Below are 22,720 nucleotides of genomic sequence, written 5' to 3' on the forward strand. Positions count from 1 at the left end.
ACCAATACTAAGATTGAAAAAGAACAAACGAAAGGAAAATTTATGATGCTAACGTGGAAAGATGTAATTCATTTTTCGGTGAACGGAAACCCAGAGCCCGACAAACGAATAGAAAAAACAGAACAGGAATGGAAGGAAATCCTTACGCCTGAACAATTTAGAATTACCCGTAAAAAAGGGACCGAAGCTCCACATTCTGGGGCCCTTTGCTCCGTTCACGATGCCGGCAAGTATGAATGTGTTTGCTGTGGCACATCATTGTTCGATTCTACCATCAAATTTGAATCTGGCACAGGTTGGCCCAGTTTTACACAACCCATAAAAGAAAATGCCATTAAGTACCATAAAGATGTTTCCTTTGGCATGGTCAGGGTCGAGGTACTTTGTAATTCATGTGATGCACATTTAGGCCATATTTTTCCTGATGGACCAGAACCAAGTGGCCTGCGCTATTGTATCAATTCAGAATCTATGCAATTGGAAAAGGAGGATGTTAATGGATAACTCTAAATTAGAAGTCGCAACCCTTGGGGGCGGATGCTTTTGGTGCACCGAAGCCGTCTTTCAAGAAGTAAAAGGTATAGAAAAAGTTGTTTCAGGATACACGGGGGGAAATGCCCCAGGTAGACCTACTTACCGGGAAATATGTTCGGGACTGACAGGGCATGCCGAAGTGGTGCAGATTTCCTTTAATCCTGATTTGATTTCATATAAAGATATACTGGTTATTTTTATGACCACCCATGACCCGACCACACTGAACCGTCAAGGAGCCGACCGAGGCACACAGTATCGTTCGGTCATTTACTACCATACTGAATACCAAAAAAAAACTGCACGACAAGTTTTAGATCAAATGGCTTCTGTATTCGATAATCCAATTGTTACCGAATTAAGTCCGTTAGGGGTTTTCTATAATGCTGAAGATTACCACCAAGATTATTACAGGAATAATTCAGAACAAGGGTACTGTCAAATGGTCATTAATCCTAAGTTGGCTAAGCTTAGAAAACTACATTCGGATAAATTAGCAACCTCCTCTACTTAACGGCTCAGCTTAAAATTCTTTTAAAGCACGAAAAATTCAACTGGGCTATAGCTTTATTCCATTCACCTATACCTACTTATAGAATTTAATGGGTGTTTTTACTTTTGGGGTATAATCACTAAAACCCATAATCATGAATTCTCAAAAAACAAGCTATTACATTGTCTTAGGACTTTTTTCTGCAGCCGTTATTGGATCCATTATCAATTCAATTATAAACTATGATGAAATAGCACTGGTATTCGTTAAATTAGGATACCCCACTTATCTCATCTATATTTTGGGCTTATTTCAATCTATAGGCATACTTTTGATTTTATTAAATAGACCTCATTGGTCCCTTGAGTGGACCTATGCCGGTTTTTTTATGAATTACTTTTTAGGTGCTATAGCCCATTTAGCAATTAAGGATGGTAATGGTGCCTCTGCAGTAGTTTGTATCATACTTCTTTTTGTTACTTACGTTCAAAGTAAAAAAATGAGCGATATGAAAACTGAAGTCCGTTTTTTAGAAAGACCAGAATATAGTTAACCTGATATTAAAGCAAATAAAAACTGCTATACCATATGCCGGTATAGCAGTTTTTTCATTTATAGATTAGAATTGAAAATATATTTAATCTTTTACACTTGCAAGTTTCCCCTGCTTAATATTATTCATCTTTAAATCTTCTAATACATTTACGGCTTCTTCGACATATACATCTTTGGCCAAATTTTTATGCCATCTATCTCTTTTTTCACGTAGAACCGAATCTTGCACAAACAATTGTTCTTCATAACCTAAAGACTTAAAAGTTAATTTGGAATCGTAATCCGACAGCTCTTTAAAGTAATCGGATTGTTCTTTATCTTTTTCTTTTTCCTCTTTATAGGTGTTATAGTTCAAAGAAATTTCAGTTTCATCTTGTTCAGACTTTAGCCATTTTGCATTCTCCTCGATCAATTTTATTTGAGGATTAGAAGCCATTCTTTTCTTGCTATCGGCAATCGTCTTATCGTAATCTATATAACCGTTCCAAATCTTATAGTCTGCAGGTGTTATTTTGTCCCATCCTAACGGATTGGCTTGATCTCTTTCACCTAAATCGATGTAGCTATATCTATCTGGCACTACAATATCGCTTTTTACGCCTTCCAATTGTGTGGAGCCACCGTTGATCCTATAGAATTTTTGTGTGGTAACTTTAATAGCCCCTAAATCTCCCTGATCGTTACTGCGCAGCATATTGTTCAACGGTATTACATTTTGAACCGTACCTTTTCCAAAAGTCTGCTTACTTCCAATAATTATAGCTCTTTTATAATCTTGCATCGCAGCTGCCAAAATTTCAGAAGCGGAAGCTGATAATTCGTTTACTAAAATCACCAATGGACCATCCCACTGAATTCGTTCGTCATTATCATCATAAACATCTTTATTTTTATCCTTTGACCGCACTTGAACGATAGGGCCGTCTTTAATAAACAAACCTGCCATCTCCACTACGGTCTTTAAGGACCCTCCACCATTATCACGTAAGTCTAATATCAGCCCTTCGGCACCTTCTTCCTTCAATCGTTCGACCTCTTTGGCAACATCGGTAGCCGCATTACGTTCACTATAATCTTCAAAATCCACATAGAATTTAGGTAGGTTTATGATTCCGAATTTTTCGTCCCCTTTAATGATCGTCGCAGATTTAGCATAAGATTCTTCCAATTCGACAACATCCCTAGTTAGGGAAACCACCTCTAAAGAACCGTCAACTTTACGTACGGTAAGATCAACAATGGTACCTTGAGCGCCTTTTATCAATTTGATGGCATCATCTAATCGCATACCCACAATATTAATAGGCTCTTCACCATTTTGACCTACCTTGATGATTTCGTCACCAACCTCTAAACGTTGATCTCTCCATACCGGTCCGCCCGAGATAATCTCTACAATTTTGGCCCCTTCGGTCTTTTTTTGAAGTCGTGCACCAATACCTTCGAACTTTCCTGACATACTAGTATCGAACTTCTCTTTCTCTTCAGGAGCAAAATAGAAGGTATGGGGATCAAATTCATCAACAATGGTATTTATATATTGTACAAACCAATCTTTACGCTCCAAGTCGTCCACAAAATCGAAGAATTCATCCAACGTAGCTTCTGTAGATTCCCTAGATTCCAATTCTGCTTCTTTTGGGGTATGGGCTTTATGATCATGTTCGTCGCTTGCTACCAAAGAATCATCTTCCATATGGGAAATCTTAGAATCATACGTACCTAAAGTTGCATATTTCAATTGCTTTCTCCATCGTTCCTTTAACTCTTCCTTATTAGCCGCAAAGGGTTCTTCATCATACTTAATGTTGATGGTTTCATCTTCGGTATAATCAAAAGGCGTTTTTAAAACATCCTTATAAATTTCCTTGGCATCGCCCATACGTTGCATCAACCTTTCGTAAACCAGATTAAAAAAAGTGATGTCCGTATTTTTGATCTCATCATCTATTTGATATTTGTATTGCTCGAACTCCGCTATATCCGAAGCGATGAAATATCGTTTTGTAGGGTCTATGACATCAATAAAATCTTCAAAAACATTGGCAGAAAAATCATCATCAATATTCTTCGGCTCGTAATGTCCCTTTTCCAGAACATAGGTTATCAAATCCAACAATAATTTATCTTTGTCATCATTCTCAAAAGTCTTATTGGTAAAACTACACGACGCCACGGCAACAAGCATCAATAGTAAGATGTAGGCTAAGTTTCTTTTCATAAAATTATCTTTTACTTTCCTTTTCAAAATCTCCTAATTTAAAGGTTATTCACAGCTACTTGAACTGCATAATTCTCTAAGATAAAGAAAAAACCATGCCAACTAGAGGCCTAGGAATTATTTTTTTGTTAAACGGCCCTTCGGGCATATTCTTTATAAAAACGTATTTTTACTATAGAAAGTATATGCTATGGAAAAACCATTGATTTTGGTCACCAATGATGATGGTATTACCGCCCCGGGACTACGTATGTTGGTATCAATTATGAAAAGAATAGGGGATGTCATTGTCGTTGCACCAGACAGTCCGCAATCTGGAATGGGACACGCCATAACCCTCGACAGTACTTTGTACTCAAAAAAAATGAAGATAGATTTACAAAATGAAGATATTCTGGAATATAGCTGTAGTGGCACCCCGGCCGACTGTGTAAAATTAGCCTTACAAGAACTATTACCTAAAAAACCGGATATCTGCGTAAGTGGCATCAACCATGGTTCGAATTCCTCCATAAATGTCATCTATTCAGGCACCATGAGCGCTGCAATAGAAGCTGGTATAGAAGGGGTTCCTGCCATAGGTTTTTCATTATGTGATTATAATTGGGAGGCAAATTTTTCGCCAGCCGAAGACTTTATACACGCCATTGTCACCCAGGCCTTACATAATGGCATCCCAAAAGGGACTGTGCTTAATGTCAACATACCAAAACTTGAAAAAAATGAATTGAAAGGAATTAAAATCTGTCGACAGGCCAAAGCCAATTGGAAAGAGAAATTCGATAAGCGTACCAACCCCATGGGTAAGGATTATTACTGGCTTACAGGAGAGTTCGAATTATTGGATAAAGGTGAAGATACCGATGAGTGGGCCTTGGCAAATGGATATATCTCCGTTGTTCCTACTCATTTTGACCTGACCGCTCATCATGTCATACAAGAATTGAATAGTTGGGGACTTTAGTACTTCATATAAAAGAAAGAAAAAAATAGATTCAATTTTTGCACAACATTTACCAATGAATACCAAAAAAGAAATCCTTATCGGACTCCTAGTAGGCATTATCGCTAATACGGTCGGTACCCTTTTATACATCGTATTGTTTTCCGATTTGAGCATATCGGAAACCTATGCAGCGGCGGTGGCCCAAGAACATATCGGTAGCCTTTTAGCACTTGGCGCTATTTTAAATTTGGTAGCGTTCTTTGGATTTTTGAGAATTAAAAGGGACAACCGAGCGAAAGGAGTGTTGATCGCGACCCTATTGACAGCATTTTTAATTCTCTTGTACAAAGTTTTTTAAAATGAAATACTACATTATTGCTGGGGAAGCCTCTGGAGACCTACACGGTTCTAACTTAATAAAAGCCCTAAAAAAACAGGATAAGCAAGCCGATATTCGGTGTTGGGGCGGTGACCTTATGCAACAAGCGGGTGGAAATTTGGTAAAACATTATAAGGAAATGGCGTTCATGGGTTTTTTAGAGGTACTTCTTAACCTCAATGCTATTTTTAAAAATATTAAATTCTGCAAAGAGGATATTCTAGCTTTTCAACCTGATGCCATTATCTTTATTGATTACTCTGGTTTCAACCTAAGAATTGCGAAATGGGCCAAGGAAAACAATTTCGGCACCCATTACTATATCTCACCTCAAATATGGGCTTCTAGAGAGGGTCGAATCGAAAAAATAAAGGCTACTGTGGATCATATGTACGTTATTCTTCCGTTTGAAAAAGAATTCTACGAAAAAAAACACGGTTTCCCTGTCCATTTTGTTGGGCACCCTCTACTTGATGCAATTTCCAATAGACCCGAAGTTAACGAAACGTCCTTTAGATCCATAAACCACTTAGATTCCCAAAAACCTATTATCGCCCTATTACCCGGAAGCCGTAAGCAAGAAGTTCAAAAAATGCTCTCCGTGATGCTTTCATTGACCCAAGATTTTCCTGAATATGAATTTGTAATTGCCGGAGCACCTAGTCTGGACAAAGAATTTTATACCCCATTTTTAACGGATGCTAACGTCAAATTCATTCAAAACAAAACCTATGACCTGCTCACGATTTCCGCAGCAGCAATAGTTACCAGTGGGACTGCAACCTTAGAAACGGCTCTTTTTAAAGTACCTCAAGTAGTTTGTTATAAAGCCAATTGGATATCCTATCAAATTGCAAAACGCATTATTACTTTGGACTATATTTCTTTGGTAAACCTTATTATGCAGAAAGAAGTAGTTAAGGAGTTGATACAGGAGAAACTCACTAAACAAAACCTAAAAAAAGAATTGACACTGATATTGACCGGTGATTCTAGGCGAAAACAGTTGAAAGCTTATGATGAATTGATTAAAAAACTTGGAGGAACCGGAGCTAGTAAAATGGCCGCTTCGTTAATCATAGAAAACACCAATGCTTAATCGCTTTTAAGTTTTTATAAAATAATTCTATAATTTTGAAGTTCACCTATTAAATTGAATACCTTGTATTTATGCGCTCACTGCCCTATCTGTTTGTTGTCTTGTTATTAGTGAGTTGTGGCTCAAGCAAAAAATTAAGTCGTTCTGATCAAGAGCGAAAAATTTCGGTTGCAGCTGCCAACAATGTACGCAAGGGTACGGAGTCACAAAGAAAAGAGTCTAGTAAGCCTTCTATCAATACAATCAAGAACACCTCAAAGGCTGATAAAATCATCAACACTGCTCTCACCTTTTCAGGTGTTCGCTATAAATTTGGGGGCACCACTAATAAAGGAATGGATTGCTCTGGATTGCTTTACATATCATTTGGAGAACATAATGTGCAGCTTCCAAGAACGTCCTATAATATGGCGGAAGAAGGCAGGCGAATCAAAGTCAAGGACGTTCAAAAGGGGGATCTGCTATTTTTTAAAACCAGTAGAGGCTTAAAACGAATAAACCATGTAGGTATGGTGGTAGGGATAGATAACGACGAAATAACCTTTATTCATGCTTCCACTTCTCGCGGGGTCATTGTTTCCTCACTTCGTGATGGGTTCTGGAACCAAGCTTTTGTAAAAGCCACAAGAATACTCTAAGATGAAGTTACTGGCGTTTATTCCCATAAAATTAACGCTACTACTGATTCTAGGAATTTTAATCGGATGGGTATTTCCCTTCGAACCTACCTTCCTTTTAATTATAACCGTCGGGTTATTTCTTGTTTTGGCCACCATTTACTGGCTAGAAAAGAAAACCAGACCGATTATTTTCGGTCCCATAGCCGCACTCACCGTGATTGCGTTAGGGGCGTATTCCTATTCGGCAGCCCAACCCAAAAACCACCATACCCACTACAGTAGATTGGAACCAGAGCAAACCCGGCTTTGGAATTTGAAGGTAAGGGAAGTGTTAAAACCCAACTCCTTTTCTAACCGTTACTTAGCAACGGTTAAAAGTATAAATGGCCTACCCGTCACCGGTCCTATTCTAATTAATAGCGGTTTAGATTCCACTTCACAAATATTGAAGGTTGATGATGAAATTTTAGTCTATGCAAACCTACAACCGATTCGCCCACCTTTAAATCCGTATCAATTCGACTATAAAACCTATTTGGAAAACTTGGGCGTTTACCACCAACTACGAATTGAACCGCATCGTTTCATTGTAACGGACCATCCGCAGAAAACAGTTATTGGAATTGCTGCAAATGCTAGAAATTACATTATTAAAAAACTGAAGCAAGCTGATTTTGGAGTTGACGAACTTGGCGTTATTCAGGCCCTTTTACTAGGTCAACGTTCAGACATTTCACAAGAAACATATAGCAATTACCAAAAAGCCGGGGCCGTACATATATTGGCCGTATCCGGACTTCATATTGGGATATTACTTGTATTGATACAATTTATTCTAAGACCAATAAAATACATTCCCAAAGGTAGAATTGTAACATTAATACTCACCGTGGCATTGATTTGGGGGTTCGCTTTTCTGGCAGGTTTGTCCGCCAGTATTATACGCGCTACAACGATGTTTACTTTTGTAGCCTATGCGCTATACCTTAATAGGCCCAGTAATTCCTTCAATATTTTAGCGTTATCGGTATTGTTCATTCTCCTTTTCATTAACCCCTATCTGTTATTTCAGGTCGGGTTTCAAATGAGCTATGCGGCCGTGTTCGCCATATTATGGATTTATCCCTTACTTCAGAAAGTTTGGTTTCCAAACAATAGAATCGTTCGCTATTTTTGGCAACTACTTTGTGTCAGTATCGCCGCCCAACTAGGCGTTCTGCCTATCAGCTTATTTTATTTCCATCAATTTCCCGGGCTTTTCTTTATTTCGAACCTTATTATAATACCAGTACTGGGCATAATTTTAGGGGTGGGTATTTTAGTCATCTTTCTCGCCGTACTCAATTGGCTTCCCTCACCTTTGGTTTGGATATATAATGAAATCATGGGTCTTATAAACCGTCTAATCGGTTGGGTTGCCGAACAAGAAAATTTCATCTTTCAATCCGTGCCGTTTGATTTTGGACAACTTTTACTATCCTTTCTAGTTCTATTTCTTTTCATCAATGCCTTAATGAAATTTACCTATAAACCTATTGCCTACTTTCTAATTGGGCTTATCTGTTTTCAAGGATGGACCATTTATCAAGAAATTGAATCCGCTGGCAAAAAAGAGGTCGTCATTCTACATCAAACCAAAAACAGCATTGTACTTATTAGAAATGGAAAGGAATTATCCGTTCTAACGAATACCAAGAACAAATTGAACAACCTCTTTCAAGCGTATCAAATTGGTGAGCGGATCGAACATATCACCTACGATCCCCTATACAATAGCTACAGTACACCGAACTCATCTTTTGTCATTTTAGATAGCACCGGAATATACCCTTCCAATGTTTTAAACAGTCGTATACTCCTGACCCAATCCCCCAAAATAAACCTAGAACGACTTATTCACCTTGCCCGTCCCACCGAAGTCATTGCCGATGGTAGCAATTATACAAGCTACATCACGCGTTGGAAATTGACATGTCTAAAAAATAAAATCCCTTTCCACTATACCGGTGAAAAGGGAGCTTATTATTTTAAATAAGATTGATTAATGATCGGCCAATTCAAAATCTTCGGCTTCCTCATCAGAAATTTTAGATTCACCATCTTCTGCCCCATGTGCTAAACGCTTCAATGGCTTGAGCATTACGATTACTAAAACACCTATTAATGACCATATCACCGCTATGCCTGTAAATATTTCAAATTCACCCAGTTCTTGCGATGCCTGACCTATTAAGCCCGCCACTTTATTCCCTAAACCCGTTGCCGCCCAATAAAGCCCCATAATGATGGATGCATATTTCAACGGAGCCAATTTAGTAATATAGGAAAGGGATACAGGTGAAGCACATAACTCACCAATCGTATGAAGCAGATAAGCTAAAATCAACCAGTACATTGCCGATGATCCATTTGCCTCATATTGCAATGAGGCCGCGCTCATAAAACCAAAACCAAGCGCCATAATAATTAAACCAACTGCTATTTTAAACATCGAGGAAGATTCTTTCCCTTTTTTTCGCCATTTTAACCAAAATGCCCCTACTGCTGTAGCAAGTGTAATGATAAAAAAGGAATTGACAGATTGAAATACCGAAGCTGGAATTTCAAAAAGACCGAAAAAGCTACGATCCGTTTTTTGAGAAGCATAGAGGTTCATTAGTCCCCCGGCCTGTTCAAAAGCTGCCCAAAAAAGAATGATCAATAAAAATGAAATCAATAAAACCTTAATACGGTCTTTCTCGATTTTCGACAACGGACGATCCAATAATTCTCGGTCCTTTTCATTTTTCCTACTGATTAGATTACCGACATGTGTTAAATACTTCTGACCCCATATATAAACAGCCTGTCCGAAAAACATACCAATGGCCGCTAGGCCAAACCCGTAATGCCAACTGATATTCTCCCCAACATATCCACAAATTATAGGAGCCAAAAAGCCCCCAATGTTGATGCCCATATAAAAAATATAAAAACCAAGGTCCCTACGTTCATCCTTTTGCTTATATAAGCCCCCGACCATAGAAGATATATTAGGCTTTAAACAGCCAACTCCTAGAATAATGAAAAAACACCCTATATAAAACGTAGTTTCGGAGTTTAAGGCAAGAATGGCGTGACCGATACATAATAACACCCCACCCAGCATCACCGTTTTCTTCTGGCCCAATAACTTATCAGCAATCCAACCACCTGGTACGGATGATAGGTAAACCAACATGGTGTACCAGCCGTACAACGCCAAGGCCTCATCGTTCGTCCAGCCAAAGCCTGCATTACTTGACGTGGTCTCTGCTACCAAAAACAAAGTGAACAAAGCACGCATGCCATAATAGGAAAAGCGTTCCCACATTTCTGTAAAGAACAAGATATAAAGGCCTACCGGATGTCCGAATAATTGCTTGGTATGTGCTGGTTTAACAACTGAAGTCATAGAATCTTTTTTTGGTTAAAGGTTTTCTTTTATAAAATTGGTCATTTTGGTAAACAAGTGAATTCTGGTATTGCCTCCATAGATACCATGGTTTTTATCGGGGTAAATACCCCAATCAAACTGTTTATTGGCCTGTACCAATGCTTCTATCATACGCATGGTATTCTGCACATGAACGTTATCATCACCAGAACCATGAATCAGTAAAAATTTTCCTTCTAATAATTCGGGATAATTAAACGGGGAATTATCGTCATATCCACTAGGATTTTCTTCTGGAGTTCGCATAAATCGTTCTGTATAAATAGTGTCATAGAAACGCCAAGAGGTAACGGGCGCAACGGCTATCGAAGTTTCAAAAACATCATTACCCTTTAAAATGCAATTGGTAGCCATGTGGCCTCCAAAACTCCAACCCCAAATGCCCGTTCTTTCCTCATCAATATAATCTAGTTCACTCAATTTTTTAGCCGCGGCAATCTGGTCTTCAGTTTCGTATTTTACCAAGTTCAAATAGGTCACCTTTTTAAAGTCGCTACCTTTAAATCCTGTTCCCCTACCATCTACACAGGCAATAATATACCCTTCTGAAACTAGCATCTCATGCCAATAATCATTTGCCCCCAGCCAACTATTGGATACATTTTGAGAACCCGGACCACTATATTGATACATTAAAAGCGGATACTTTTTAGAAGGGTCAAAATCCTTTGGTTTGATCATATACATATTGAGATCATTACCGTTGACAGTAATTGTAGAAAACTCTTTGGGACTAATCTCGTACCCTTTTAATTTATCGGACAATTCTTGATTATCCTTTATATCCTTTATTTTTTTTCCGTTTATAGCTTGATGTAGGGTATATACTGGAGGAGTTTCTGCACTTGAGAAAGTGTTTATGAAATAGGTGAAATCCATACTGAAAGAAGCCCTGTTAGTTCCCTTTTCAACCGCTAAGGCCTTTTTATTTTTCCCACTACTATCTATATTATAGACCCCCCGGTTTATCGACCCATTTTCGGTAGACTGATAATATATTTTATCCTTTTTCTGGTCATATCCATAATAATCGGTTACCTCCCATTCACCGGTGGTCACCTGGTTCACAAGTTTACCCTCCTTATTATATAGGTAAATATGGTTCCACCCATCTTGCTCACTGGTCCAAATGAAACTATCATCTTTCAAAAAGGTGAGGTTGTCGGTTACATCAACGTAGGCATCGTCTTTTTCTTCCAATAATATCGATACCTCTCCTGTGTTGGCATCAACAGTGTGCACTATCAAATGGTTCTGATGCCTATTGAGGGTCTGTACGCTCAACTTATGGTTCTGATGCTTCCACTTGATCCGCGGTATATAATAAGCACCTCCTAGATCGATAGCCGAGATCTCACCACTGGCTACATCCATTATGTGCAACGTAACCACAGAATTATTTTCTCCAGCTTTTGGATACTTAAAAACATAAGGTTGTTGATAAAGACCTGTGCCATAAATATCCATAGAAAATTCTGGTACATCGGTTTCGTCAAAACGAAGGAAAGCAATTTTGGTTCCATCGGCATTCCATTCAAAAGCACGTACAAAAGCGAATTCTTCCTCATAGACCCAATCGGTCACCCCGTTGATAATCTTATTTTTGACCCCATCAACGGTTACTTGTTTTGTTTCCTTGGATTCTAATTCGAATAGATACAGATTGTTATCCCTTACATAAGCTACTTGTGATCCATTGGGAGACAACATAGGTTCTTGAATTTTAGCATCACTGATTTTTATTAGATTTTTAGAATCAATGTCGTACACATAAAAAATTCCCAAAGTGGATCGTCTAAATATGGACTCGACTTCAGTGGAAAGTAAAATCTTTTTTTCATCTTCACTGAAAGTATATGATGAAAAATAAGGGATGTTTTCTAATTCTTTTGAAGTTAGGATCGTTCCTATTTTATTCAAGGTCTTATAATCATATTTGTCTATGGACGATACCTGATTGGAACTGTCGAAATTAAGCACGGTATATTGCTTTCCACTGTTCATAGAGCGTAGCACATCCATCCCTTCGGTTCTAAACGCACCTTTATAAATATCTTCAACAGTAATTTGTTTTTCCTGTGCCCAGGTAAGTACCTGAAAAGTGAATGTGATCAGGACCAACAAGCAAGTTTTTTTCATAAAAAGTATAATTTTGTTAAAACTCTCAAGTTTACCACTATTTCCTTAAAAAAACACGGTTTGCAAAGAAAAAGAACCCAGTTTTAACGCTTTGGCAATCCCTGATGAATTCATGTCAATATGCTTATATTTACTTGCAAAAATTGACGAAGAAGGAAAATACGTCAAGAGATAAAATCAACCTTTAGAAGAAAGTCGTACCTAAATGATTGAGCCAATAAGCGGTTTTTCAAAACTTAACAAGGAAGAAAAAATAGACTGGGTAGCCTCCCACTATTGCCAAAACAAAACGCAGGCAAAAAAAATAATCAAGACCTATTGGAACACCAACAGCAGCTTACAACAATTACATGATGAGTTTATAGAAAATACACTTACAAATCTATACCTTCCTTTAGGCATTGCCCCAAATTTCCTCATAAACGGAAAATTAGTGGCGATCCCCATGGCAATCGAAGAAAGCTCTGTCGTTGCCGCGGCAAGCAAGGCAGCCAAGTTTTGGCTAAAGCGTGGGGGCTTCAAAGCACAAGTTTTAGGCACCGAAAAAATAGGACAGGTGCATTTTCTTTATATGGGTAATTATAAAAAACTGAAATCGTTTTTCACTTTCCTAAAACCAAAACTTTTGGCAGATAGTGCTTCACTTACATCAAGCATGGAAAAAAGAGGTGGGGGAATTACAGATATAATTTTAAAGAATAAAACTGAAAAACTCGCAAACTACTATCAGTTGCACGCCACTTTTGAAACTAAAAATGCAATGGGGGCAAATTTCATCAACAGCTGTTTGGAGCAGTTTGCAACTACGCTAAAAGCGGAAGCAACTAAATATGGTGATTTTACCGCACAGGAAAAGGACATTGAGGTAATCATGAGTATTTTATCCAATTATGTTCCCAATTGTACTGTTAGAGCCGAGGTGAGCTGTCCTATCGAGGAACTGAAATTAACGCCGGAACTTACCCCCCAACACACGGCTGAGAAAATAATTCAAGCCGTGAAAATTGCCCAAATCGAACCCTATAGGGCCGTTACACATAACAAAGGCATCATGAACGGAGTCGATGCGGTTGTCTTGGCCACCGGTAATGATTTTAGGGCCGTAGAAGCCGGCATACATGCTTATGCTGCCAAAAATGGTACCTACAGCAGTTTGACCCATGCTAAAATCGACCACGGAATTTTCACATTTTCAATTGAGCTTCCTTTGGCATTGGGAACGGTCGGCGGACTTACAAATCTACATCCTCTAGTGAAACTTAATTTAGAAATCTTGCAAAATCCCTCGGCGGAGGAGTTGATGCAGATTATTGCAGTTGCCGGACTCGCACAAAATTTTGCGGCAGTGAGTTCATTGGTCACTACGGGAATACAAAAAGGGCATATGAAAATGCATTTACTCAATATCTTGAACCAACTAGGGGCCTCGGAAATCGAGAAAGATATCTTAGTCGCATATTTTAAAACGAATACCATCACCCATCACGAAGTAGAACTCCAATTACAGACGTTAAGAAAATAGATCATGAAAAATGAATTCTATAGTAACGGAAAATTATTACTGACCGGAGAATATGCCATTTTAGATGGAGCCAAAGCATTGGCATTACCCACAAAATTCGGACAATTTTTAACGATTAAGAATACAGCATCCAAAACTTTGGATTGGGTTAGTTTAGATGAAAAGGGAGAAACTTGGTTTTGCGCAAAATTTTCAAAGGTTGATTTGAAAATAATTACCACTTCTGATGCTGATGTTTCCAGTCGTTTGGCGCAGATCTTAAGAGAGGCGAAAAGGTTAAACCCCTCCTTTTTATCACTCACTGATACATTTAATTCCATTGAAGCGAAACTTACATTTCCAAGAAATTGGGGGTTGGGTTCTTCCTCAACTTTAATTGCGAACGTTGCGGTCTGGGCAGACGTTAATCCGTATCAGCTTTTGACGGCAACGTTTGGTGGTAGCGGTTATGATATTGCCTGCGCGCGCCATAACAGCCCCATTCTATACCGTAGCAACAGATATAAACCGATGGTGCGCCAAGTGGATTTTCATCCACGTTTTTCAGATCGGTTATTTTTCGTATACCTCAATCAAAAAAAGAATAGCCGAGATGCCATTGAAGCATATCGAAATCTAGACATCGACAAAAAAAATCTTATTGCAAGAATCGATGCTGTTACCGAACGCATTTTAAATTGTACCGAACTCAGCGAATTTGAAATTCTGTTGAGTTTACACGAACATATTATTTCAGAAACCCTAAACATACCCACCAGTAAAGAAACTCTTTTCAACGATTACCGAGGCACTATTAAAAGTTTGGGGGCTTGGGGCGGTGACTTTATTTTAACGGTTGGAACTACAGATGCCATGGGGTATTTCAAAGAGAAAGGATATTCGACCATTCTTACTTACGCTGAAATGATAAAATAAAAAAGGCGCCCTATTTGGGCACCTTTTTATTTTCTATCACCAAATTTCAATTAATAGAACGTGGCTCTTTTATCTTCAATTTTTGCGGCATCTTTCAAGGCATTATAGACAGCGCTATTAACCCTATTTGCCGCATTATTTTTTAAGGTATTCGCATACGTGCTATAATTATCAAGTTTTGGAGCCTCTGTTTTCTTTACAAGCTCAATTTTAAAAACTCCCGTATTTCCTTCTATTAAACCAGAAGTTGCTCCCTGTGAAAGTCCATAAGCCGTTCCTACGACTACTGGTTCACTACCAGCCCCTGGAATAGTAGGAGATTTAACAGTAAGTGCCGATGCCGTTGAAACGGTTACGCTATTATCCTTTGCAATCGCATCCATATCCTTGCCTTTGTTGGCCGATATAATCTGCGCCGCTTTACGTTCTTTTCTAAGGATCGGTAATACCAATACAGATGCATCTTCAGGACTCATCACTCCTGCGGCATATGTTCCGGTCAATTGAACTATGGCATAGCCGTTATTTATATTGAACCTTTTAATATCACCCACTTCTGTATCATCGTTGAATGCCCATTGAACAATGTTTCTTTGATTTGAAAGTCCTGGTAAATTCTCGTCCAAGGCCTTTATTTTGTTAACTGGGCGAACTACATATTCTTCTTTCTTTGCCAACTCTGAAAAGGCGCTTTCATCAGCAGTGGTTTCCATTTCAAATTTTGTGGCATTGGTGAACAACGTATTGATCGTTTCTTCGGACGGAAGGATTTCCCTTGACATCGTAGCAATTTGAACCACATCTTCTTTATCATCTATTTTGATTACGTGAAAACCAAAATCGGTTTCGACCAAGCCAATAGTACCAACGTTGTTATTAAATGCAAAATCATTGAACTTCGGCACCATTACTCCTCTTTGGAAGTAGCCTAAATCTCCCCCGTTTGGTGCAGAAGGCCCATCAGAATTATCCCTTGCCAATTCAGAGAATACAACACCAGATTTTTTAGCTTCTTTCAATAATTCTTTTGCCTTAGCCTCTGCTTCCTCCTTTGTTCTTGTGACATCAGGATTTGCCCTTGTCGCACCTTCATAAGATAACAAAATGTGACTTGCCTTTACAGAACCGTTTGGTTTTCTGTCCATCATTTTAGAAATCTTGTAGGATCCACCGTCCTTGTAAGGTCCGTAAATCTCCCCCACATTTAAACTCATTAAGGTATCGGCCACACTGGAAGGCAAATCTTTTTTAGCCTTAAAAATGGTATCGAATTTCGTGTCAGAATTACGGTCTAGGAAAACTTCCACATCCCTTGTATTTCTGAAGCCTTTTATGGTATCGTTACGGTCTGTTTGCGAGTTGTATTCTACTGTGTCATCCAAAAGTTTGGTAATCGCCTCTTTAATGGCCGAATCGTCAGCTTCGGACGGCTTTTCCTCAAAGTAAACATATTGCAAATCGCGTGCAGGTTCTTGTTTGTACTCTTCTTTATGATCGTTAACGTAGTCTGCTATCTCACTCTTAGTAACGGTGATCGTACTGTCTGGAATAGAAGTGTAAGGAACTCGTACATACTTGATATCCATTTTTTCGTTGGCCAATTTATAATCCAACTCCCCTTCTTTCAAGGTTGCACCTACACCGGCTTTCACCATGTCGAAATAAGTCTGCTCCTTCGCAAGTTGAATAATCTCATTCTCGGTTTGTAACCATGCTTCATACTGTGGAGGATTGTTCACTTTCCAATCAGCAACGGTTTGTCTAAAACGATTAGGATCAAACTGCCCGTTCTCATCTTGAAATTCAGGATTCTGGGCATACCCCGTTGTTCGTAAAAAATCAACGATTTGATCTTGCTCAATACCAATGCCCAAGTCCTCAAACTGTTCACCTAGAATCGTCTTTCTTACTTTGTTCTCCCACACTTGGTTGACCACTTGCATTGAAGATGTAGTCGGACCCATTCTCCTAGAAGTGTTCTCGACTTCTTGTCTAAATTCATCGATAGAAATATCCTCACCATTAATTTCGGCTACGGACGACCCTACTTTTTCGCCTCCAAATTTACTACTGGTAAAAACACCTGAAATTACAAATGCAAAAAGCGCCAATCCTATTATTAGGATCAAGACCGTAGTACGTTTCCTTATATTTTCTAATACTGCCATTCTAATTTAACGTTTAAAATAATCCTCAGTGGTTATCGGGAGGCAAAACTACCATTTTTAATTGAAATAATAAAAACTAAAAAGACACCTAATTTATTGATTGATGCACGGTTATTCATCCTCCAAAAGTTCTATGGAAACCAAATCAATTTTGGTGTTCGACACTTCTAAAATCGTAAACTTATAAAGTTCTATCGTAAGCTCCACATCCTTCTCTGGAATCTCCCCCAATGTATGCACCAATAGTCCGCCCAAAGTTTCATATTCATCGGATACCGGAAGGGCTAATTTGTAACTCTCATTGATATAATCAACCTCTAAACGTGCCGAGAAAAGAAAATGGTGCTCATCTACCTGTTCTTCCCTTAAATCAGTGGTATCGTGCTCATCTTCTATTTCCCCAAAAAGTTCCTCAACAATATCCTCGACCGTAATCAGGCCAGATGTACCTCCGTATTCATCCAATACAACCGCAATACTTTTCCTTTTTTTAATAAGCACATTGAGGATATCCTGTATCAACATAGTTTCAGGCACAAATTCAACTGGCAATAATATGCTTTTTATAGTTTTAGGTTTCTTGAACAACTCATAGGAATGGACGTATCCAATAACATTATCGACCGTATCATTGAATACCAAAATTTTCGAATACCCAGTTTCCGTAAAAAGTTTTGCTAGATTTTTTGGGGTTTCGTGCATTTCAACGGCTTCGATCTCTGTTCTGGGAACCATTACCTCTCTTGCTTTAACCGCTGCGAATTCTAATGCATTCTGAAAAATCTGAATCTCGGTATCAACTTCATCTTCCTCTTCCACCGTTTCCATTTGTTCGGTAATATAGTCGCCTAATTCTAATTTACTGAAGGCCAATTGAACCTCATCACCAGAAGTACGGAAAACATATTTTAGGATTAAATCTGAAATCCAGATAATAAAATCAGAAATAAAGGAAAATAAAATATAGAACAAGAACGCTGGAATTGCCAATAGCTTCAACAGGCTATTCGCATAAATTTGAAACATCACTTTTGGCAAAAACTCTGCGGTAACTAAAATGATAAGGGTCGAGAGGATAGTTTGGGTCACCAAACTAAAATCGGTAATCAAAACCTTTAGAACCTCATTTTGAGGCATCATTGCCGTAAACCAGTTCATAAGGATCTCTCCCATAAAAAGACCATAAATAACCAATGCAATGTTATTACCGATCAACATCGTGGCTATAAACTTAGAGGGCTTTTTGGTCAACTTGGTTAGGACCATGGCCAAAAAGCCGTCCTGCTTTTTTTCTATTTCAATATGAATTTTGTTCGCTGAAATAAAGGCAATCTCCATTCCGGAGAAAAAAGCTGAAAAAATTAATGAAAGAATAATGATAATACCCGCTGTACCCACTATTTGTTTTTATTATCCCGTTCGCGTTGTTCAAACTTTTTTCGATAATTTCTCCTGAAAAGGAACATACCAATTGACACTATCGCAAAAAATATGAACATATAGGCCATACTTCGATCGGTATGCCAATCTGTGAAAATCCTATAAATAGAAAACCCTGCTACTATCACATATAGGTATTCTGTATACCTCAAAACACTAATCATCTTTATCTTCTTTAATTAACATTAAACCATAGGTCTTATGTGCATTCAAAAATTTAAGGTCTTTTTGAATATCCATTCCTTCACCATCCATTACAGTACCATCCTCGGGATTGGTAAACGTAAACTTTTCTTGTGTAAACGCCCATTCATTAGCACGGTCATAATACAGTTGTGGGGTTTCTAATTTTTTGCCGTCATCGCTTTTTATAATGACATTACCCCGCAAATCTACGATGGAAGTTAACGAATACAATACCCCATAGTCAGCTTCTATGGTAGTCCGTTCATTTTTTTCGTTGAACAACTCAAGCAACAAACCCTCTGGGAAGGTTCGATATGGAAATGAAAGTTGTTCAAAATCATAGTTGGTAGGGCCTGACAATACTGCAAGAACTTTGGAAGAGCCCGTATCTTCGCTACCTAATTTCTCCACAGATTCGGTATAGGTTAGCACAACATCCTCCGCGACTCCTTGTGGAAACACCTTTTTTGCCGCCTCATCACCGACCCTTTTATAGTTATCTGTACAAGCTAAAAAAAGCATTGCCATGGTACATACCATGGCAATGCCTCTATAATTAACTAATTGTTTCATTTCAACTATAACGAAGGTACCTTAATACTACCGCCTACCCAGCAGGAAAACGAAACCGTTTTACCGGCCATACCAGAGCTAAAGATCATTTCTTTACTAGGTGCTTTCGCTTGGTAACTTGCGGCAGATTGACTAGCAGAACCACTCAAAGAAGGATCCACTCTTCCCGCTTGTCTTGCCATATCTGCAGCTTTCCAATAAATCGCTCTTTTTTCAAAAGGCGTCTCTCCACAATCATTTGCGCTGGTTGCGTACAAATTAGCAATCAACAAGTAAGCCCTACCATTCGCCGGGTTGAAATCAATTGCCTTTTGAGCGTAGTTACGCGCTGTAGATTTACTTCCTTTTCTTTTATTTATGGTCGCAACCTTATATGCAATATTCGATTTTTTGGTATTATCTGTTTCCAAAGATAATGCCTTATCGAAATCACTCAAGGCCCCTTGGGTATCGCCATTCTTCATTTTCAAAGTACCACCGTAAACATAAGCACTAGCCGAAGGATCTAAAGCCAATTGTGCTTCGAACAATTTTTGAAACAAAGGATCATCGGTACATTCTTTGTTGAACATTAAACCTACCGCTCTCTTTACCCAAACAACATCTCCTTTTTTCTCTTCGAAACTCTTTTCGTACAACGGAACCAAATTACCACAATCGGCCAAAGGACCTAATTTAGAGTCGATACTTCCGGCAATTTTACCGTACACTTCAGAATATGAATTATACGACTTTAAACGTGACTTTTCTTTTGAAGTCAATGTACCGGCCTCTTCTTTCGGTAATAATTTTGCTATTTGATCCGTAATCTTCTCGTTCTCGGTTTCAATTTTTTCAGTTACCGCATCGTACACATCAAACACTTCCTGTAAATCTTTTTTACCGGCATTGTGCAAATCGACCAAACTTGAAAAATAGATATAAAGTGCTTTTGGATTGGTAAAGTTCTCTTGGTCCTTATTGAAGGCATCATTCAATATTTGATACATTTTGGCATCGTCCGCCATTTTGTTGTCATATAAAACCAAGGCCTTATCAACTTCGGTTTCGGCGTAATTCGTTTTAGAAGCGAAATGCTTCATTTTATTATCGTAAAGCCCTATTAGTTCATTAGCGTACTTTTCTTTGTCCGCACCTGTAGTCTTTTCAACTTTGTCTTTTAGAATACGCTCTCCATAGACATAAATGGCATTATTCAATTGAGGACAATTGGTGTAAACCATTTTCCAAGGCTCATAGGCCGCATCATAATTTTTAACTTTTGCATGTTCGGAAAATATAGACAGATTCGTCATACATTCAGGATTCTGCGCCTGCGCATTACTTACCCCCATCATTCCAAGGAACATAATTGCCGTGAAGTAAAGTTTCGTTTTCATGTTTTCTATTTTTAAAGTGGTTAATGTACTAAATTTTAATTAATTGATTTTCCTTTTCAAGAACCAACGATCGTTCAGAGAAAGCCCTACATTAATTTTAAAATAACTCTCTTCTACCAGATTCGCCCGAGTGGTTCCCCTTCTTCCCATTTCAAAACCTAAATTAAGATTGGAATAACCACCCAGTGGTAACCCTAATCCAAAAGTTATGCCAAAATTATTTATATCAACATCATTCACTATCATTCCCGTCTTATCCAACCGTAATCCTGCACGGTAAGTGATTCGTTTAAAGTAACTTGAGAACGAACTATAGTTCGGTGTAATAAAACCACCAAAAGCATAAGAACTTGCATCTTGGTAACGTACATTATCAGCTCCAAGAAAAGAATTCTCAAATGAGCCCATTCCTTGAAAACTATATTCGGCACCAACAAACCATTTTAAATCTTCACCGTACCCTAACCCCAAAGTAGTTGTGGTCGGAATTTTCAATTCGGTATTCTTAAGGTTTTGCGCCGCCAGATTAACATTCAGTTCCTCAATATTACCACGGGTAGCAATAGAGAAGGAACCTATTTTTCGATTATTTTCGGAAGCTAAATTGCCTTGAGTATTTACCCGTATGGAAGAATGCAATCTATATTTATCTTTTATAATAGGCCTATAGTTTAAGGCATAGTTAAAATCTACCCCACTAATTCTAGAACTACGCCTATCGAAAGTACCAAATTGAATTCCTTCTATTTGCTGCAAACGCTCACTATCCATTGTCCCAAAATTGAAGTTAATGGTCGCGCCTATGCTAATATCTTTCCACACCTCATACCCAACGGAATAAAAAGCCCGGTTCAACCCGCCTTCTCCAGAATAGATATTGACCAACGGTCCATTTGCATTGGTTCTTTCATCAACCAAATTATACCCAACACTTGAATAGGGCATAATACCAAAACCCATCCCCAAGCCTTTTCCTAAACTAAAGCCCAAGGCCAGGTAATCTAAACTGGTTATCGAACTTTTCTGCTCTTCCGTAAAACTTTTTAATTGATATTGCTTATGAGATACCCCTGCGGTGTAGGTTACAAGACCTACCTTGTTCATGGCATCCAATCCTAATTCACCATAAGCCGCTGGGTTTTTTAGATTGACATGGATACTATCTGCATAAACACCAATGCCCCCCATCATTTGATTTTCTACTGTGGCCGCGTTCTTTAGATCACCAATTCCAAAAAAAGAATAGGGAGATAACGTAGCGTCTTGAGCGTACAGACCAAAGGCGGCCATGTATACAATTGTAATTACAATTTTTTTGATCATTTAGTGCTTGTTGTATTCCAGCAAATAATTAAGCCCTTTCAGGAGAAATTTGGAATCCGCAAATATGGTATTTTTTACCCGTTTAGACAAAAATTGGGCATCGCCCCCTGTTAAAATAACTGTTAAATCTTTAAAACGCTGCTTATATTGATTGATGACCCCGTCCAATTCAAGCGTTATTCCATTAATAACACCGCTATGCATACAGTTCTCTGTAGTATTACCTATAAAATCTAAAAGATCCTTCCCCTTCAAAAGGGGCAATTTTGCCGTTTCATGATGCATGGCATTATAACGCATTTGAACTCCAGGAGAAATGGCACCTCCTAAATATTCATCAAAGTCATTGATTATATCGTAGGTTATGCAGGTTCCTGCATCGACCACTAAATGATTATGATGCGGATTATGGTAATAAGCGGCCGTTACCAATGCCAAACGGTCTACCCCTAGCGTTTGCGGCGAGGCATATGAATTTTTAAATGGAACTTTAGACGCATGCGAAAGCTCATGTAGCTTGCAAAAAACCGCAACGACATTTATTTGTTCCCTTGAAAGCGAACCAACACTAGAGACTATGGCATCTTTTATATTAGGGAATTCTTGAAATACTTGCTTGATAGATTCCACAAAGGCCTCCTGACCCACAGTAGCTTGATAGATAATTTCCTTTTGCTTAAATACCGCCAGTTTTATACGTGTATTACCGGCATCAATGATCAAATTCATACTGCAAAGATTATAAATTAAAAA

19 protein-coding genes are annotated in these 22,720 nt (G+C 38.4%); 10 read left to right on the plus strand and 9 right to left on the minus strand.

All coding sequences use genetic code 11. The annotated features are described in order from the left end of the window. Positions 1–45: 45 nt before the first annotated feature. From msrB to ACNR9Q_RS00870, 3 genes are all read left to right on the plus strand, one after another. Entirely contained in the window at positions 46–504 is a 459-nt protein-coding gene (gene msrB, locus ACNR9Q_RS00860; protein ID WP_419214232.1) for a peptide-methionine (R)-S-oxide reductase MsrB, read from the plus strand. Then, positions 497–1,048, plus strand: coding sequence for a peptide-methionine (S)-S-oxide reductase MsrA (msrA, locus tag ACNR9Q_RS00865; protein WP_419212690.1), 552 nt, complete (start codon positions 497–499; stop codon positions 1,046–1,048). The genes msrB and msrA overlap by 8 nt, the downstream gene beginning before the upstream one ends. 133 nt (positions 1,049–1,181) lie before the next feature. Next, positions 1,182–1,580, plus strand: coding sequence for a DoxX family protein (locus ACNR9Q_RS00870; RefSeq protein WP_419212691.1), 399 nt, complete (start codon positions 1,182–1,184; stop codon positions 1,578–1,580). An 84-nt stretch (positions 1,581–1,664) separates the two neighbouring features. On the opposite strand, the gene ACNR9Q_RS00875 is transcribed toward ACNR9Q_RS00870, so the two are convergent. Continuing rightward, positions 1,665–3,803 carry a carboxy terminal-processing peptidase gene (locus tag ACNR9Q_RS00875; protein WP_419212692.1) on the minus strand — a complete coding sequence of 713 codons (2,139 nt, stop codon included), beginning with the start codon at positions 3,801–3,803 and terminating at the stop codon, positions 1,665–1,667. A gap of 190 nt (positions 3,804–3,993) precedes the next feature. Here ACNR9Q_RS00875 and surE point away from each other — a divergent pair, with 190 nt between their 5' ends. The 5 genes from surE (at position 3,994) to ACNR9Q_RS00900 (ending at position 8,882) form a co-directional block, all read left to right on the plus strand. Continuing rightward, positions 3,994–4,767, plus strand: a complete 774-nt coding sequence (gene surE / locus ACNR9Q_RS00880) for a 5'/3'-nucleotidase SurE (protein ID WP_419212693.1) — start codon at positions 3,994–3,996, stop codon at positions 4,765–4,767. Positions 4,768–4,822: 55 nt separating this feature from the next. Further along, positions 4,823–5,107 (plus strand): hypothetical protein, encoded by a 285-nt coding sequence (locus ACNR9Q_RS00885; protein WP_419212694.1) that lies wholly within the window; start codon positions 4,823–4,825, stop codon positions 5,105–5,107. Position 5,108: 1 nt separating this feature from the next. Next, a complete protein-coding gene (gene lpxB / locus ACNR9Q_RS00890; protein ID WP_419212695.1) occupies positions 5,109–6,227 on the plus strand; it encodes a lipid-A-disaccharide synthase in 1,119 nt (372 codons plus the stop codon). 71 nt (positions 6,228–6,298) lie between these two features. Then, entirely contained in the window at positions 6,299–6,865 is a 567-nt protein-coding gene (locus ACNR9Q_RS00895; protein WP_419212696.1) for a C40 family peptidase, read from the plus strand. A gap of 1 nt (position 6,866) precedes the next feature. After that, positions 6,867–8,882 (plus strand): ComEC/Rec2 family competence protein, encoded by a 2,016-nt coding sequence (locus ACNR9Q_RS00900; protein ID WP_419212697.1) that lies wholly within the window; start codon positions 6,867–6,869, stop codon positions 8,880–8,882. Positions 8,883–8,888: 6 nt separating this feature from the next. Here the strand turns inward: ACNR9Q_RS00900 and ACNR9Q_RS00905 are convergent, their stop codons facing one another. Together ACNR9Q_RS00905 and ACNR9Q_RS00910 are read right to left on the minus strand one after the other, a co-directional pair. Continuing rightward, positions 8,889–10,280 (minus strand): peptide MFS transporter, encoded by a 1,392-nt coding sequence (locus ACNR9Q_RS00905; RefSeq protein WP_419212698.1) that lies wholly within the window; start codon positions 10,278–10,280, stop codon positions 8,889–8,891. Between the two features lie 15 nt (positions 10,281–10,295). Further along, on the minus strand, positions 10,296–12,461 hold the full coding sequence (locus ACNR9Q_RS00910; RefSeq protein ID WP_419212699.1) for a S9 family peptidase: 2,166 nt from the start codon (positions 12,459–12,461) through the stop codon (positions 10,296–10,298). Positions 12,462–12,666: 205 nt separating this feature from the next. Here ACNR9Q_RS00910 and ACNR9Q_RS00915 point away from each other — a divergent pair, with 205 nt between their 5' ends. Next, positions 12,667–13,983, plus strand: coding sequence for a hydroxymethylglutaryl-CoA reductase, degradative (locus ACNR9Q_RS00915; protein WP_419212700.1), 1,317 nt, complete (start codon positions 12,667–12,669; stop codon positions 13,981–13,983). A gap of 3 nt (positions 13,984–13,986) precedes the next feature. After that, positions 13,987–14,898, plus strand: coding sequence for a GYDIA family GHMP kinase (locus ACNR9Q_RS00920; RefSeq protein ID WP_419212701.1), 912 nt, complete (start codon positions 13,987–13,989; stop codon positions 14,896–14,898). 50 nt (positions 14,899–14,948) lie between these two features. On the opposite strand, the gene ACNR9Q_RS00925 is transcribed toward ACNR9Q_RS00920, so the two are convergent. The 6 genes from ACNR9Q_RS00925 to ACNR9Q_RS00950 form a co-directional block, all read right to left on the minus strand. Beyond that, complete coding sequence (locus tag ACNR9Q_RS00925) at positions 14,949–17,066, minus strand: SurA N-terminal domain-containing protein (RefSeq protein ID WP_419212702.1); 2,118 nt, start codon at positions 17,064–17,066, stop codon at positions 14,949–14,951. A gap of 111 nt (positions 17,067–17,177) precedes the next feature. Next, complete coding sequence (locus ACNR9Q_RS00930; RefSeq protein ID WP_419214233.1) at positions 17,178–18,404, minus strand: hemolysin family protein; 1,227 nt, start codon at positions 18,402–18,404, stop codon at positions 17,178–17,180. 258 nt (positions 18,405–18,662) lie between these two features. Further along, on the minus strand, positions 18,663–19,265 hold the full coding sequence (gene lptC / locus ACNR9Q_RS00935; RefSeq protein ID WP_419212703.1) for an LPS export ABC transporter periplasmic protein LptC: 603 nt from the start codon (positions 19,263–19,265) through the stop codon (positions 18,663–18,665). Positions 19,266–19,270: 5 nt separating this feature from the next. Next, entirely contained in the window at positions 19,271–20,644 is a 1,374-nt protein-coding gene (locus tag ACNR9Q_RS00940) for a tetratricopeptide repeat protein (protein ID WP_419212704.1), read from the minus strand. A 39-nt stretch (positions 20,645–20,683) separates the two neighbouring features. Then, positions 20,684–21,967, minus strand: coding sequence for a hypothetical protein (locus tag ACNR9Q_RS00945; protein WP_419212705.1), 1,284 nt, complete (start codon positions 21,965–21,967; stop codon positions 20,684–20,686). Further along, a complete protein-coding gene (locus tag ACNR9Q_RS00950) occupies positions 21,968–22,696 on the minus strand; it encodes a type III pantothenate kinase (RefSeq protein WP_419212706.1) in 729 nt (242 codons plus the stop codon). Between the last annotated feature and the right edge of the window lie 24 nt (positions 22,697–22,720).

The organism is Maribacter sp. X9 (assembly GCF_048537565.1).
Classification (GTDB): domain Bacteria; phylum Bacteroidota; class Bacteroidia; order Flavobacteriales; family Flavobacteriaceae; genus Maribacter.